This window comes from Nonomuraea sp. NPDC048892 (assembly GCF_040649735.1).
Lineage (GTDB): Bacteria > Actinomycetota > Actinomycetes > Streptosporangiales > Streptosporangiaceae > Nonomuraea > Nonomuraea maheshkhaliensis.
This window is the reverse complement of record NZ_JBEZFZ010000003.1, coordinates 375,204-389,739: the sequence shown is the minus strand read 5'-3', so window position 1 is coordinate 389,739 and position 14,536 is coordinate 375,204. Positions and strand designations below refer to the sequence as shown.

Genomic DNA, 14,536 nt, shown 5'->3' with positions numbered 1-14,536 from the left:
TCAGTCCCGTAAAGCCTTGCCGGTGAGATGCAGGAAGACCGACTCCAGGTTCGGCTCGTGCACCTCCACCGCGCGCACGACCACGCCGGCCTCGGTGGCCGCCGCCAGGACCCGGGGCAGCGCGCTGCGCGCGTCCTCCACCATCACGTCGAGCCGGCCCTCCCGCACGCCGACCTCGCGCACCTCGGGCAGGGCCTCCAGCTCCGGTACGGGTCGCGTCCCGTCGGCCGTCAGCGTGATCCGGTCCAGCTCGCCCACCAGGCCGACCAGCTCCCGCCGGGTGCCCTCGGCCCTGATCCGGCCCAGGTCGAGGATGCCGATGCGGTCGCAGAGCCGTTCGGCCTCCTCCATGTAATGCGTGGTGTACAGGACCGCGACGCCCTCGCCGGTCAGCGCGGCGACGCTCTCCAGGATCGCGTTGCGGCTCTGCGGATCGACGCCGGCGGTGGGCTCGTCGAGGATCAGCAGGGGAGGGCGGTGCAGCAGGCCCACGCCGATGTTGAGCCGCCGCTTCATGCCGCCGGAGAAGTCCTTGACGGGGTCCTTCGCCCGGTCTGTCAAGCCGACGACCCGCAGCACCTCCTCGATCCCGGTACGGGCCTCGGCGCGGCCGAGCGCGTACAGGCGGGCGAAGAAGCGCAGGTTCTCGCGGGCGCTGAGGTCGGGGTAGAGGGCCAGGTCCTGGGGGACGTAGCCGATGCGGCGCTTGCCCCAGGCGCTGGAGGTGCCGTGGAGGCGGCCGCAGACGAACACGTCGCCGCCGTCGCGGGCCAGGATGCCGGCGATCATGGAGATCGTGGTGGTCTTGCCGGCGCCGTTGGGGCCGAGCAGGCCGTAGGTCTCGCCCGCCGTGATGGTGAAGCTGACGTCGTCCACGGCGACGAGATCACCGAACGTCTTCCGCAGATTGCGACATTTCAGGATCTCGTCCGTCGACACAAGCGAAGTCTGGTGGCCGGATTCGTACCCAGCAAGACCCATGTTGGCGATCCCACTGAATTGATCTATCCCCTTTGTCACAATCAGGGGAAATCTCTTGGTCGTTGGGCGTACGCGGGGTGGCACGTTCCAACGGGGAACCGGAGGACGGGGTGGCAGAGCCGGAAAGACCAGAACGACGACCGGCCGGACGGCATGCGGCGGGACGGCATGCGGCGGGACGGCGTGGGAACGGGCGGGCGCGAGGGCGGGGCCGGAGGCGGTTGCGGTTGGTGGCGGGGGTGCTGGTGCTGGCGGGTGGGGCCGCTGGGTTGCTCGGGGTGAACGGGGCGTTCGGCGGGGCGTTGCGCGGAGAGGGCGGCGCGGCTCTGGCCTTCGGGTTTGCAGACAGGTCGCCTGGAGCGATGGTGCGGGAGGACGGGCTGCCGGGTGGGGCTGACGGCTCGCCTGCGGCCGGGCTGGGTGGCTCGCCGACGGTGGGCGGTGGCGGTTCGCCCGAGGAGCCAGGCAAGGGTGTGGCGAGTGCGGGGGCCGAGACGCGGCAGGCGCCCAGAGCTCAGGCGTCCGGGCCCACCGGGCAGGCGGATCCAGCGCAAGCGGGCCCGGCGCAGGGAGGCACCGGGCGGGAAGGTGCTGTGCAGGGGGACACCGCGCGGGAGGGCGGGGCCGCCGATCCCGGGTTGGTCGCGGGCAGCACATCGGCGGAGGACGTGCTGGCCGGAGGGCCGGATCCGGCGGACGGGGAGGGGTACAAGGCCGACGGGCCGTCCCGGCACACCGATCAGGAGGCGGCGCGGTACTTCCGTGCCAACTGGGGCCCGGGCGACAAGGCGATGAAACGCCTCAAGGACATTCGCACAGTCGGCGGATATTTGCGCATTTATACGGACCTGCCGGAGACGGCGGACAATTCCTTGACCGCGATCACCCTGTGCGAGCGCGGCCTTGCCTACATGCATGAGCGCGGGGTCGCCGACCCGGTCGTGTTCGTCCAGGCGGAGTTCGGCGGGAACGGCAACCCGGTGCTCGCCAACATCCTCGGCCGCTCCGACCGCAGCTGCCGCGTCACCCACCCGGCGCCGGGATGACCGGTCAGCGGACGCGGACGCGGGTTTTCGCGCACACGTCACACCGCTGGGTGATGACCCGACCGATGGTCTCGATCGTCACCCAGCGGTGGCGAAGATGTACAAACCGCACGCGGCACTCGTACCCGTGAGAGGCGATCGATACGCGCTGTCGCTACGTGATCACTGCTTGGGTTCGAGGCGGAGCGAGACGGAGTTGATGCAGTAGCGATCGTCCGTCGGCGTCGGGTAGCCCTCGCCGTGGAAGACGTGCCCCAGATGCGAGTCGCACCGCGCGCACCGCACCTCCGTACGGACCATGCCGAGACTGCGATCCTCGATCAGCCGCACCGACTCGGTTTCGGACGGCTCGAAGAAACTCGGCCAGCCGCAGTGTGACTCGAACTTCGTGTCCGATCGGAACAACTCGGCACCGCAGGCGCGGCACGAGTAGACCCCCTCGGTCTTGGTGTCGACGTACTCCCCCGTGAACGGGCGCTCGGTCCCGGACTCCCTGAGGACGTGGAACTCCTCGGGCGACAGTTCGGACCGCCATTCGGCCTCGCTCTTGACCACCTTGTCCATGGACCCAGAATACGAGATCGGGCAAAAAGAGATCTCCAGAGGGTGAAGCATCCGTTCTGGGGTGAATTCGCGTCTTTGTAGGCATGGGGGTGTCATCGCCTCCTGTGAAGGGGTGAGATCGTCCGCAGATCCGCCGAGCGGCACAGCCCACGCCCGTGCTGGCGCCGCTGGGGATCGGAACGGCCGGCCGGGTGGCGCGCCAGCGCCCGGAACGGCGGCGGACGCTCTCAGCGGCCCGTCCCGTCGAGCCCCCGGTCCCGCCACCGAGGCGGCTCCGGGGCGGGCCCACCCCGCAGGTCCGCCATCGACGGCGTTCGGCCGTCCGCACTGCCGGTTGAGCGATGGCGTCTGGTGGCACTGCCCGCTCTTCACGGAGTGGAGGGCGTGGGCAGGGTAGGTTCGGGGGCATGGCATCGCCGTACATAGAGCTCGAGGTGGGAGAGAGGACCGTCAAGGTCACCAATCCCGACAAGGTCTACTTTCCTGAGATCGGCGCGACCAAGCGGGAACTGGTCGAGTACTACGTGAGCGTCGGCGAGGGGGCCCTCCGGGCGCTCAAGGACCGGCCCACCAACCTCAAGCGCCATCCCGATGGCGTACAGACCGAGGCGATCTACCAGAAGCGGATGCCGCCCAAGCATCCCGACTGGCTCCAGTCCGTGACCGTGACCTTCCCGAGCGGCCGTACGGCACAGTCCCTGCGGGTCACCGAGGTGGCGGCCATCGCCTACTGCGCCAACCTCGGCACCATCGACTTCCACCCCTGGCAGGTGCGCGCGGCCGACGTCGAGCACCCCGACGAGCTGCGCGTCGACCTGGACCCGCAGCCGGGCCTGGAGTTCGACGCGGCGCGCCGGGCGGCGTTCCTGACCAGGGACGTGCTCGGCGAGCTGGGCATCACCGGGTTCGTGAAGACCTCGGGCAACCGCGGCGTGCACATCGCCGTGCGGATCGAGCCGCGCTGGGACTTCATCCAGGTACGTCACGCCGGCATCGCCCTGGCCAGGGCGGTCGAGGCGCGTGACCCGAGCCTGGTCACCACGGCGTGGTGGAAGGAGGAGCGCGGCGAGCGGGTGTTCATCGACTTCAACCAGAACGCCAGGGACCGCACGGTGGCCAGCGCCTACTCGGTCAGGGCTCAGCCGCACGCCCCCGTCTCGACTCCGCTGACCTGGGAGGAGCTGGAGGACGCCGACCCGCGCGACTTCGACCTGCGCACGGTGCCGGTCCGGTTCGCGAAGGTGGGCGACGTGCACGCGGCCATCGACGACCAGGCGTACTCGATCGAGCGCCTCCTGGAGATGTACGCCGAGGACGATCGGGGCGACATGCCCTATCCGCCCAACTATCCGAAGATGCCGGGAGAGCCGAAGCGGGTGCAGCCCAGCAAGGCCCGGTCCGACACCTGAGGGTCGCCGAACCCTCCGTGGTCGGCTGGTTTCACTTCGGTCACATTACTTGACTGGCGGTCTAATAATTCGCCAGGCTCTCATGTGCGTCGGGGGGCGACAATCGAGTCTGGAGCCTTCCCATGGCAAGAGCGCGACGTCTCGCAGCGGCTGGAGCGGTGACCGCCTTCGCGGTCGCGGGAGTGAGCCTCGCGGCGGGTCTGGGCACCGCCTCCGCCGCCTCCACCCTCTCTGCGCCTGCTCTCTCTGCGCCTACTCTCTCCGGTCCCGCTCTCGCCGGCGCCGTGGACCCCGGCCGGCAGGTGCCCGGCACGGAGGTCGTCTGCCTGCTTCCACTGCCGCTGCTCTGCGACGAGCCGTCCGGCGGCCCCCAGCCCGGCGAGTCCCCTCAGGATCGCCCCTCGGACTCCTGGTCGAGCGCCCCTCAGCACGAGGAGTCCTGGTCGGAGCCGCCCACGCGGGAGGGCTCACGGCCGGGCACACGGGAGAGCGAACCGCCATGGCGGCCGGCGGGGGAGGAGGAGCACAGGGTGCCGAAGGGGCATCCCGAGACGGGTGGGGGCGCGCTCGCCGCGAGCGGCGGGCCGGTGTGGCCGTTCGCGGTGGGCGGCGCGGCGCTCCTGGCCGGTGCGGGTCTGGCCGGCTTCGCTGCCCGCCGCACGAGCCGGCCCGCACCGCCCGAATAGCGCGGCCCTCGGATGGCGCGGCTTCGAAATGTCCGTCTGGGGAAGGAGCCCTCGTGCTGAGGCAGGTCGCAGCGGGTGTGCTGGTCCACGAGAGCGAGTTCGTCCAGACCAACGGCGTCGTCGTGCACGGCCGCGACGGCGTGCTGCTCATCGACCCCGGGATCCAGCACCACGAACTGGCCTGCCTCGCGAACGACCTGTCCGGCGCGGGACAGAGCGTCGTGGCGGGCTTCGCGACGCATCCGGACTGGGATCACGTCATCTGGCACCCGGCGTTCGGCACGGCTCCTCGCTACGGCACGGCCCGCTGCGCGGAGGCCGTCCGCGAGCAACTGTCCAGCCCGGAGGCCAAGGCGCGGGTCGCCGACCACCTGAGCGAGACGGAGATCGCTGGGCAGGTCCCGACGGACCTGCTCGGCGACATCACCGCCCTGCCCACCGGGACGGAGCAGGTTCCCTGGGACGGCCCCCGGGTCCGGATCATCGAGCACCAGGCGCACGCCCCCGGCCATGCGGCGCTGTTCATCGAGGAACGCGGGGTCCTCGTCGCCGGCGACATGCTGTCCGACGTCCTGGTCCCGATGCTCGACGTCGAGGACGGGGCCGACCCGATCGAGGACTACCTGTCCGCGCTGCGACTGCTGGAGGACGTGGCGGACGGCGTCGAGTTCGTCGTCCCCGGTCACGGGTCGGTCGGCGGGCCCGGTCAGGTGCGTGCGCGGATCGAGCTGGACCGGGCGTACGTGCTCGCCCTGCGCGAGGGCCGCGAGCCGAGCGACCCTCGGGTCGGCCCGTCGGCCAGGGCCGGCTGGGAATGGGTGGCCGAGGTGCACAACGGGCAACTCCAGAGCCTCGCCAGAAGACGCGAACGCGACGCCTCCGGCCGGGCCGGCGGCGGTGGCGGTTAGCATGCCGCCACCGCCACCGCCACCGCCACCTCCGCCACCACCACCGCCGCCCGCGTCGCCGTTCCCGCAGTCAGAGCCCGCCCGGCGTCGCCTGTCGGACGCGATGCCGGCTACTGAGCCGGATACCAGGTCGGACACCGGGCCGTATGCCGGGCTGGATACCGGAACGCGAACTCGGCGGGCGGCGGGAGCTCGGCTGATCGCGGGTGCGGCGGTGGTCGTGTCGCTGGCCGGGGTGGCGCTGATCGGGCTGGGGATCGCCGGTGCGCTGGACGGCGGTACGGACCCCGCACCCGTCGCCTGGCAGGACAAAGCCCCAGGACCGGCGGCGAGCGACCTGCCGATCATGGACGTGCCGCTGTCGAAGGTGGCCAGGCCCATGAAGGCGGCCAAGCCCACCGCCGTCTACATCCCCTCCATCGGCGTGGCCGCGCCCCTCATGGAGCTGGGCCTGGACGCGGAGGGCGCCATCGAGAACCCGCCGTTCGACCCTCCCGACCTGGCCGGCTGGTACCGCTATGGCCCCGTCCCCGGACAGCGCGGCGCCGCCGTGATCACCGGCCACCTGGACACGCGCTCGGGGCCGGCCGTCTTCGCCCGGCTCAAGGAGGTCAGGCGCGGCGACCAGGTGCAGGTGCTGCGCGCCGATCGCTCGGTGGCCGTCTTCGTCGTGGACAAGGTCGAGCACACCCCGAAGCGCACATTTCCCGCCAAGAAGGTCTACGCCAAGCTCGCCTACCCCGGGCTGCGGCTGGTGACCTGCGGCGGTACGTTCGACCGGCGGGCGCACAGCTACGCGGACAACACGATCGTGTACGCCCACCTCGCGGCCCCGTATCGGCTCAAGGACTGATCACGGATCCCGAGGCAGGCCCAGGGCGCGTTCGGCGATGATGTTGAGCTGGACCTCCGTCGTGCCGCCGCCGATCGTGAACGCTCGGGTGGTGATGATCATGCGGTTCCAGTACGGGTCGGCGGGCGCGAGCGACCAGCAGAACTCCGAGATCTCCTGGGAGTGCCGCATGCCGAGCAGCTTGCGCACACTGGAGGCGGTGCCCCGGCCCCCCGCGCTCGACTGCCGGGAGCCCGATTGCCGGGAGCTTGGAGGCTGGGAGCCTGATGGAGGGGAGCCCGGCTGCGGAGAGCCTGGCGGCTGGGCGTCTGACAGTTGGGTGAGCGTCACCCGTAGCCCGAGCGCCGAGATGGCCTGACCCTCGGCCCACAGCCGGCCCGCGCGCTCGCGCTGCGCCTGGCGGAGCTCGGGCAGGCGGGCGATGAGCGCGGCCATGTCCGTGTGCCGCGATCCAGGGCCCCAGGAGTCGCCGAGCGCGACGCGTTCGTGGGAGAGCGTGTCGCGGGCCACCCGCCAGCCGTCGTTCACCGCCCCCACCACCAGGTCGTCCGGTACGAAGACGGCGTCGAGGAAGACCTCGTTGAAGATCTCGTCCCCGTTGATCTCCTTGAGCGGTTTGACGGTGACGCCCGGGGAGGCCATGTCCACCAGGAAGTAGGAGATGCCGTCGTGCTTGGGCCGGTCGGGGGAGGTGCGGGCCAGGCAGATGCCCCAATGTGCGTACTGTGCGAGGGATGTCCAGATCTTCTGGCCGGTCAGCGACCAGCCGCCCTCCACCCGTTCCGCCTTCGTCGTCAGCCCCGCCAGGTCGGAGCCGGCGCCGGGCTCGCTGAAGAGCTGGCACCACACGATCTCACCGGTGAACGTGCCGGGCAGGAACCGTTCCTGCTGCTCGCGGGTGCCGTACCGGACGATGGACGGGACCGCCCAGGCGGCGATGCCCAGGTTCGGTCGGCGCAGGTCGCGGAACTCCTGGTGGATGATCACCTGTTCGAGCGGCCCGGCGTCCCGGCCCCAGGGACGCGGCAGGTACGGCATCAGCCATCCCTCACGTGCGAACCGGCCGCGCCTGGCCACCGGCTCCTCGGCTCGCAGCGACGCCGCCTCGGCCCTGATCCGGTCCCTGAGCGCGGTGGCCTCCTCCGGCAGGTCCGGCTCCATCCGCCGCCGCACGCCCGACGCGGCCAGCCGCGCCGTCTCCTCCGCCCACGGGCCGGGGTCGCCGGCGAGCATGCGGTCGGACAGCGCTCTGCGGTAGTAACGGTGGGCGTCGTGCTCGAACGTGTACCCCATACCGCCGAGCACCTGGATCGCATCCGCCGCACACCGGACAGCGGCATCAGGCGCCAGCACCGCCGCCACGCTCACAGCCAGCCGCGCCTCATCGCACATCCCGGACTCGCCTCGCAGCTCGGCCTGCCGGCTGCTCCCGGCATTCCCACCGGACGGGGCCGCGTCGCCGTCTGGGTGCCGGTCGTGGTGGCTGGCCGGGGTGCCAGCGGTGTCGCCGGTCGTGCTGTTTCCTGTGTCGCTGTCTGGGGCGTGGTCCTGGGCGCTGTCGGCGCGGTGCTCGTCGAGGGCTCTGGCGGCGTCCCACACGGCGGCTCTGGCCTGTTCCAGTGTCACCAGGGCGTCGGCCACCCGGTGCTTGACGCCCTGGAACTGCCCGATCGGCCGCCCGAACTGCTCGCGGACCTTGGCGTGCTCGGCCGCCGTCGTCACGGCCCACTCCGCCACGCCGCACGCGTCCGCGCCGAGCAGGACGGCCGCGAGCTCCCGTACCGGAACGTCGCCGAGCACTCGGGCGGCGGGCACGGTCCGCGCGGTCACCGAGCAGAGCGGCCGGTCGAGATCGACGCCGTCGGCGGGCTCGGCGCTGACGTCGCCGCGATCCAGCACCGCCCACGCCCCGCCCTCACCCTCGACCGGAACGAGGTACAGATCCGCCTCCGCCGACCCGAGCGCCAGAAAGCCCTGGTCCGTGGGTGGCCCCATGGCTACGGCGGCGGTCAGGGCGCCGTCGGCGAGGCCGCCTATCAGGGCCCGCACGTCGGCGGTCAGCGAACGCGCCTCGCCGGTGAGCGGACGCGCCTCGCCGGTCAGCGGACGGGCGCCGTCCGCCCACGCCAGCGCCGCCGACGCCAGCACGGACGGCAGGTACGCCCCGCCGACCTGCCGTTCGGCCAGCGCCTCCAGCGCCACGCACAGCTCCAGCAGGCCGTACCCCTGCCCGCCGCACTCCTCGTCCAGGTGCAGCCCCAGCAGCCCCTGCCCGGCCAGGGCCGCGTGGCTGCGGTCCCGGCCGGCCAGGCCGCGTACGGAGGCGGCCAGCTCGACGTGTTCCTCGGTCAGCCCGATGCCCATGGGCCGAATCTAGAACATCATTCCGCTCATCTCCACAAAAATGGCTGGCGACCGGACGTCATGCCTCGTTACGCTCGCCGTGTCCGTTCAGTGGAGCTTCCGGGCAGTCACGCCCGCAGGGGAGGGGTCTATGCCCGGCACCGCGCCCAGCGCGCCTCGCCGTACCCACAGGCGGATCCCGACCCCGTAAGGCGTCACCACATCCGTCCGCCCTTCCACCGGCGTGCCCCGCGAGGCCCGCTCGGGCGCTTCCTTGCTGCCATTTCGCGAACCTTCTCGCAACCTTCGCGAACTCTCGTCAAAGATGACATTCCGGCAAGGAGTACCCAGGTTGTCCACCGACGGAAAACCTCGTTCGCTCGCGAACACCGAGACATTCCCGTGCGTACGCTGCGGCCTGACCGTCGCCGCGGTCGCACCCGACGGCGCCCGCCGCAACCACTGCCCGAGCTGCCTGCACTCGCTGCACCTGCGGGACGAGTGCAGATCACGCATGCTCCCGATCTCGATCGCCGTCCTGCGCACCGGCGAATGGATGGTCATCCATCGCTGCACCCGGTGCGGGGAGCTGACGTCCAACCCCATCTGCGGGGACGACAACCAGCTCATCCTCATGCGCATGGCCGTCAGGCCGCTGGCGCAGCCGCCGTTCCCGCTAGAGGCGTTCGGTGATCTGTGACATGCCGAGGAGGAACCCGGGCCGGGAACGGCCCCAGCGACGTAAAGAGCTCTTCCACGCGGACGCGTTCCGCTGCGTCGGGTGCCGGCTGGACGTGCCGATGCTCGCGCCCGGCACCGCGCACCGCAACCACTGCCCGAACTGCCTGACCAGTCTGCACGTCGACCACCGGATCCCGGGGGATCGGCGGGCAGAGTGCCGGGGCAGGATGTCGGCGCTGAGCGTGTCCGTGCGCGGGGACGGCGAGTGGCTGATCATCCACTGCTGCCAGTCCTGCGGCGGGCTCAGCGCCAACCGCATCGCGGGCGACGACAACGCGCTGGCACTGCTGCGCATCGCCATGCGCCCGCTGTCGGACACCCGCCTGCCGGTCAGCGCCCTGCTGGCCCTGTGATCCCGCCCCGCCGGAGCCGCGGTACGCCCGCGGCCCCGGCGGGTACGGGACCACCTCCTGTGACCGGCGGGTACGGGGCTGCCCCACGTAAAAGGCGGGTACGGGGGCGCCGCGTGACGCGCGTCAGTCGTCGGTTTCGAGGTGCAGCGCCCGGGTGAAGTCGGCCACCGCCTCCTCGTGCCGGTCCAGCTCCTGGAAGATCTCGCCCCGCACCCGGTAGGCCCAGATGTAGTCGGGATCCAGCTCGATCGCGGCGTCGAGGTCCTTCAGCGCCGCCTCGTTGTCGCCCAGCTCGCTCAGCACCGCGCCCCGGCTCCCGAGCGCCCGGTCGTTGCCGGGGTCGAGCTCCAGCGCCCGGTTGAGGTCTTTCAGCGCCTCCTCGTAGCGGTCGGCCATGCGCAGCGCCTCGCCCCTGCGGCTCAGCGCCCGCACGTAGTCGGGGTCGGCCTCCAGGGCCTTGGTGTAGTCGTCGATCGCCTCCGCGTAGAGGTTCATCCGCTGGTAGAGGTCGCCGCGGGCGACCCACGAGTACGCCAGCTCCTCGTTCAACGCGATGATCTTGCCGTGCTCGGCCAGGGCCTCGTCCAGCCGGTCCAGGTCCACCAGGGCGTCGGCCTTCGCCTCCAGGATCCACAGGGAGTCGGGCGACAGCGTGAGCGCGTGCTCGAAGTCGGCCATCGCCTCCTCCAGGCGGCCCATGGCGGCGTAGGTCTGGCCGCGCGAGCCCAGGGCGTACGCGCTGTCCGGCTCCAGTTTCAGTGCCTCGTCGAAGTCGTCGAGCGCGGTTTCGTACCGTTCGATCACGCGATGGCTCTCCCCGCGCAGCCGCCAGGCCCTGGCGTTGTCCGGCACCAGCGCGATCGACTCGGTCAGATCCGCGATCGCGGCGTCGTGCCGTGACAGGGCGATGTACGATTCGGCCCGGCTGCGCAGCACCGATGCCCGGGACTGTGCGGCCGCTTCAGACAGCCCTGACGTGTCCTTGATCCCCTCGCTCATGAGGGGTAAATGTATCCGACTAGATCTGGATAATGGCTGCCTTTTCCCGGGTGTACTCCAGCACCGAATCGTGGCCGTACCCGCTGTCCTTGACCCCGCCGAACGGCAGCCCCGGAGGCATCTGGCGGAAGGTGTTCACCCACACCGTGCCGCTGCGCAGATCGCGGACGAAGCGGTGGGCCCGGCCCAGGTCGCGGGTCCACACGCCGGCCGCCAGCCCGTACGGTGAGTCGTTCGCGATCGCCAGCGCCTCCTCGTCGGTCGAGAACGGCAGCGCCACCGCCACCGGCCCGAAGATCTCCTCCTGGCAGACCCGCAGCGCGTTGTCCTCGCTCGTGTAGAGCGTGGGCGCCACCCAGTAGCCGCCGGGCAGCTCAGGCACCACCTCGGCGCCGCTCCGCCCGCCGAAGACGAGCCGCGCGCCCTCCTTCTCGGCCAGCTCCAGGTACGACGTCACCCGCTCGTACTGCCCGGCCGACACGATCGGCCCCATCGTCGTCGCCAGGTCCAGCGGGTCGCCCAGGACCAGGTCCGCGCAGGCGCGCTCGATCCGGCCGAGCATCTCCGACCAGATCGAGCGGTGGATGAGGATGCGTGAGCCCGCCACGCACACCTGTCCCGCGTTGCCCGTGTAGACGGAGTTCACGGTGACGCCCTGGGTGGCGGCGTCCAGGTCGGCGTCGGGGAAGACGATGTTGGGTGACTTGCCGCCCAGCTCGAACGTCAGCGGCTTCAGCGCGTCGGCCGAGGCCCTGGTGATGGCCCGGCCGGTCTCGGTCGAGCCGGTGAGGCTGACCTTGCCCACGCCGCGGTGGCGTACGAGGGCGTCGCCGACCTCCTCGCCCAGGCCGCTGACGATGTTGAGCACGCCGGGCGGGAAGACGTCGGCCAGCAGCTCGCCCAGCCGCAGCACCGACGCGCTCGCCTGCTCGGCCGGCTTGACGATCACCGTGTTCCCGGCGGCCAGCGCGTACGCGGCCTTGGCCGAGAAGGTCGAGATGGGGGAGTTCCACGGGATGATGCAGACCGCCACCCCGTACGGCTCGCGCCGCGTCAGCCCGAGTGCGTCCGGCCCGAGCACGACTGTGTCGCCCTTGACCGCGTCGAGGCACTGCCCGGCGGCCAGTTGCCACAGGTATGCCATCCCCGGCAGGTCCCGCTTCAGCGTGTCGCGCAGGATCCTGCCGTTGTCGCGCGTCTCCAGCTCGGCCAGCTCCTGGGCGTGCCGGCCGAACAGCTCCGACACCTTGCGCAGGACGTGCGCCCTGGCCGCCGCGGGCAGCGCCGACCAGGCGGGGAAGGCGCGGGTGGCCGCGGCGACGGCCGCCTCGGCCTCGGCGGCGCCGCTGGCGGGGATACGGGCCCATGGCTCGCCGGTGGCGGGGTTGACGGTGTCCATCTGGCGTGCGGCGGGGACCAGCTCGCCGCCGATCAGGTTGCGGTAGTCAGGCACGCGACCAAGCATATGCTTGCTCGATTCGCGGAGCCAGAGCGGAGGAATCACAAAAGATCACGTAAAGCGCCCGAACGCGGACGCTTAGACAGGGACGGCCCGGGCACAACCGCACGAAGGGTGGTGGCGATGACCAACAGATTCCTGGCCAAACTGGCCTACGGCTCCCGTTACGACCGCGTCCCCTGGGCGCAGCGGGTCTACGTGCGGCCGGGAGAGCGGCTCATCCGCGAGGCGCAGTGGCGCCGGCTGACCGGCCGCGCGCCGATCATGTCGCGCGCCGCCTACGAACGGCTGCGCCCGCTGGGCGAGATCGAGGAGTTCCTCGACTGCATGATGTGCGGGGAGTCCCGCCAGCAGCCGCTCTTCGAGCCGACCGGCGGCAAGGGCTGGCGCTACCACGTCGTCCGCTGCCCCGCCTGCGGCTTCCTCTACCGCAACCCCAACGTCAGGCCCGAACGCCTCGGCGACCTGTACTCCACCGGCTACAGCACCTTCCTGACCGGCAAGTACGCCGCCAACCGGCAGCGCCGCTACGACCTGACCATGAAGGCGATGTCGCCCGTGTTCGACGAGGGCAAGGAGCGGCGGCTGCTCGACTTCGGCTCGGGTGTCGGCCTCTTCCTCGAACTGGCCGAGCAGCGCGGCTTCGACGCCTACGGCGTGGACCTGTCGCCCGAGTCGGTGGCCCAGGCCAACGAGCGGCTGAGCCGGGCCCGTACCTACTTCGGCGCGCCGCAGGACGTGCCGGAGATCGCCGCCGGCGGGTTCGACGTGATCACGCTGTGGTCGGTGCTCGCGCACCTGCCCCGGCCGCTTGAGGACTTCCAGCGGTTCAGGAGCCTGCTGGCGCCCGGCGGGGTGCTGCTCATTTTGACCGTGAACGCCCGCTCGCTGCTGCTCAAGGCGTACGGGTCGAAGTGGAGCGGCTTCACCAAGAACCACCTGATGTTCTACTCCCCGCAGACCGTGCGCACGCTGCTGGCCCGCACCGGGTTCGCCGGTGCCGCCTTCGCCCACCACTACGGCGACACGGTCGAGGCCGGCACCACCAAACTGTCGCCCGCCCACGCCGCCCGGCTGCGGCGCAGTGTGGAGGCGAGCGACGGCGGCAACATGATGCGGGTGCTGGCCTTCGCCGACGAGGAGGCGATCGGCCGCTGGGGCGGCGGCCCGCTCACGGTCCACCGCCTGCACGACTGAGCCGGGCCGCGGTCGAGCCGGGCCGGGCTGCGGTCGAGCCGGGCCGGGCTACGGCTCCGGTACGCCGAGGTCGGAGGTCTGGGACGGCTTGGCCAGCTCGGGATCGAGCTGCTCGATCAGCCGCTGCACCAGCGCCGCCCGCCGGACCCGCTCGCGGCCCAGCTCCTTCGGCACCACACCCAGATGGCCGCCGGAGGGGTAGATGTTGGGCGCGTTGCGCAGGCCCATCTTCAGGTAGACGGGAGCGGCGGCCCGGACGATCTCCACCGCCTCGTAGAACCGGACGAACCCACCCTGATCATCCGGCACCTCCAGGTAGAGATCGATCGGCAGCCCGGTCGCCGCGCGGATCTCGGCCAGGTGCGGCACGGTGAGGTCGGTGCCCACGTTGACCGTGGTCGCGCCGAGCCGCTCGTAGACGGCGGCGGTCGGCCCGTTCGTGAGCGGCATCAGCACGGACGTCTTCAGCACCAGGTTCGGCGGCAGCGTCCCGTCCGCCTTGAGCTCCCGCAGCACGTCCAGGGTGCCGAGATCGCCCACGAGCAGGCTGCGGATGCCCAGCGAGCAAGCCCGCAGCGCGTCGGCCAGGCAGGCGGCGACCATCGCGTTCCCGCGCGCCGCCGCGCCCACGGCCTGGGTGAGCTTGGCCTGGCCGCCGGTGTCCCAGGCGGCTCTCGGCCCGAGGAACAGGTTGACCTCGATGCTCCGCTCGGCGCCGAGCCTGGCCATCCGCCCGATCTCATCGTCCGTCAGCATCATCACGCCGCTGCCCTGCGAGGTTCTCGCGACCGGCACGCCGAGCCGGTCGGCCTCGGCGACCACCGCCTCCAGCACCTCGGGCCCCTCGACGCTGGGGATCTCGAACCGGTACGAAGCCCCGTCCGGGAAGCGCGACGTCACGGGAGCGGCGGGTTTCTGCGCGGGCACCACCGGGTGCCCCAGGCGCTCCATCAGCGCGTGGAGCTCGGCCAGGCTGGTCATCGGGAAGCCTCCTCGT

Annotated in this window: 14 protein-coding genes; 8 read left to right on the top strand and 6 right to left on the bottom strand. The window is 71.4% G+C overall.

Going from position 1 to position 14,536, the window contains the following annotated elements:
• Complete coding sequence (locus tag AB0C28_RS11520) at window positions 1-939, bottom strand: ABC transporter ATP-binding protein (protein ID WP_358073820.1); 939 nt, start codon at window positions 937-939, stop codon at window positions 1-3.
• A 263-nt stretch (window positions 940-1,202) separates the two neighbouring features.
• On the opposite strand from AB0C28_RS11520, the gene AB0C28_RS11515 reads away from it, so the two are divergent.
• Window positions 1,203-2,027 carry a hypothetical protein gene (locus tag AB0C28_RS11515; protein ID WP_358073817.1) on the top strand — a complete coding sequence of 275 codons (825 nt, stop codon included), beginning with the start codon at window positions 1,203-1,205 and terminating at the stop codon, window positions 2,025-2,027.
• Between the two features lie 162 nt (window positions 2,028-2,189).
• On the opposite strand, the gene msrB is transcribed toward AB0C28_RS11515, so the two are convergent.
• On the bottom strand, window positions 2,190-2,591 hold the full coding sequence (gene msrB / locus AB0C28_RS11510; RefSeq protein WP_358073814.1) for a peptide-methionine (R)-S-oxide reductase MsrB: 402 nt from the start codon (window positions 2,589-2,591) through the stop codon (window positions 2,190-2,192).
• Window positions 2,592-2,998: 407 nt separating this feature from the next.
• Between msrB and ligD the strand changes: the two genes are divergently transcribed.
• The 4 genes from ligD (at window position 2,999) to AB0C28_RS11490 (ending at window position 6,447) form a co-directional block, all read left to right on the top strand.
• Window positions 2,999-4,000: a non-homologous end-joining DNA ligase gene (gene ligD, locus AB0C28_RS11505; RefSeq protein ID WP_357844308.1), complete on the top strand. Its 1,002-nt coding sequence runs from the start codon at window positions 2,999-3,001 to the stop codon at window positions 3,998-4,000.
• Between the two features lie 158 nt (window positions 4,001-4,158).
• On the top strand, window positions 4,159-4,686 hold the full coding sequence (locus AB0C28_RS11500) for a hypothetical protein (RefSeq protein WP_357844311.1): 528 nt from the start codon (window positions 4,159-4,161) through the stop codon (window positions 4,684-4,686).
• Between the two features lie 53 nt (window positions 4,687-4,739).
• Entirely contained in the window at window positions 4,740-5,594 is an 855-nt protein-coding gene (locus AB0C28_RS11495) for an MBL fold metallo-hydrolase (RefSeq protein ID WP_358073811.1), read from the top strand.
• Between the two features lie 214 nt (window positions 5,595-5,808).
• Window positions 5,809-6,447: a class F sortase gene (locus tag AB0C28_RS11490; protein WP_358073808.1), complete on the top strand. Its 639-nt coding sequence runs from the start codon at window positions 5,809-5,811 to the stop codon at window positions 6,445-6,447.
• Here the strand turns inward: AB0C28_RS11490 and AB0C28_RS11485 are convergent, their stop codons facing one another.
• Window positions 6,448-8,811 (bottom strand): acyl-CoA dehydrogenase, encoded by a 2,364-nt coding sequence (locus tag AB0C28_RS11485; RefSeq protein ID WP_358073805.1) that lies wholly within the window; start codon window positions 8,809-8,811, stop codon window positions 6,448-6,450.
• A 331-nt stretch (window positions 8,812-9,142) separates the two neighbouring features.
• Here AB0C28_RS11485 and AB0C28_RS11480 point away from each other — a divergent pair, with 331 nt between their 5' ends.
• Together AB0C28_RS11480 and AB0C28_RS11475 are read left to right on the top strand one after the other, a co-directional pair.
• Window positions 9,143-9,490, top strand: coding sequence for an RNHCP domain-containing protein (locus AB0C28_RS11480; RefSeq protein ID WP_245955453.1), 348 nt, complete (start codon window positions 9,143-9,145; stop codon window positions 9,488-9,490).
• A gap of 1 nt (window position 9,491) precedes the next feature.
• On the top strand, window positions 9,492-9,884 hold the full coding sequence (locus tag AB0C28_RS11475; protein WP_358073802.1) for an RNHCP domain-containing protein: 393 nt from the start codon (window positions 9,492-9,494) through the stop codon (window positions 9,882-9,884).
• A gap of 123 nt (window positions 9,885-10,007) precedes the next feature.
• Here AB0C28_RS11475 and AB0C28_RS11470 read toward each other — a convergent pair whose 3' ends face one another.
• Both AB0C28_RS11470 and AB0C28_RS11465 read right to left on the bottom strand, forming a co-directional pair.
• A complete protein-coding gene (locus tag AB0C28_RS11470; protein WP_357844327.1) occupies window positions 10,008-10,883 on the bottom strand; it encodes a tetratricopeptide repeat protein in 876 nt (291 codons plus the stop codon).
• A gap of 19 nt (window positions 10,884-10,902) precedes the next feature.
• The gene (locus tag AB0C28_RS11465) at window positions 10,903-12,336 is read right to left on the bottom strand and encodes an aldehyde dehydrogenase family protein (protein ID WP_357844330.1); all 1,434 of its coding nucleotides are present in this window, start codon (window positions 12,334-12,336) and stop codon (window positions 10,903-10,905) included.
• A 129-nt stretch (window positions 12,337-12,465) separates the two neighbouring features.
• On the opposite strand from AB0C28_RS11465, the gene AB0C28_RS11460 reads away from it, so the two are divergent.
• The gene (locus AB0C28_RS11460; protein ID WP_357844333.1) at window positions 12,466-13,539 is read left to right on the top strand and encodes a class I SAM-dependent methyltransferase; all 1,074 of its coding nucleotides are present in this window, start codon (window positions 12,466-12,468) and stop codon (window positions 13,537-13,539) included.
• 48 nt (window positions 13,540-13,587) lie between these two features.
• Here AB0C28_RS11460 and AB0C28_RS11455 read toward each other — a convergent pair whose 3' ends face one another.
• Complete coding sequence (locus AB0C28_RS11455; RefSeq protein WP_357844336.1) at window positions 13,588-14,520, bottom strand: U32 family peptidase; 933 nt, start codon at window positions 14,518-14,520, stop codon at window positions 13,588-13,590.
• Between the last annotated feature and the right edge of the window lie 16 nt (window positions 14,521-14,536).

Bases quoted from the DNA above. Each gene is read 5' to 3' on its own strand.
- msrB (WP_358073814.1), bottom strand. From the start codon at position 2,591: ATGGACAAGGTGGTCAAGAGCGAGGCCGAATGGCGGTCCGAACTGTCG.
- ligD (WP_357844308.1), top strand. From the start codon at position 2,999: ATGGCATCGCCGTACATAGAGCTCGAGGTGGGAGAGAGGACCGTCAAG.
- AB0C28_RS11485 (WP_358073805.1), bottom strand. From the start codon at position 8,811: ATGGGCATCGGGCTGACCGAGGAACACGTCGAGCTGGCCGCCTCCGTA.
- AB0C28_RS11475 (WP_358073802.1), top strand. From the start codon at position 9,492: ATGCCGAGGAGGAACCCGGGCCGGGAACGGCCCCAGCGACGTAAAGAG.
- AB0C28_RS11470 (WP_357844327.1), bottom strand. From the start codon at position 10,883: ATGAGCGAGGGGATCAAGGACACGTCAGGGCTGTCTGAAGCGGCCGCA.
- AB0C28_RS11460 (WP_357844333.1), top strand. From the start codon at position 12,466: ATGACCAACAGATTCCTGGCCAAACTGGCCTACGGCTCCCGTTACGAC.
- AB0C28_RS11455 (WP_357844336.1), bottom strand. From the start codon at position 14,520: ATGACCAGCCTGGCCGAGCTCCACGCGCTGATGGAGCGCCTGGGGCAC.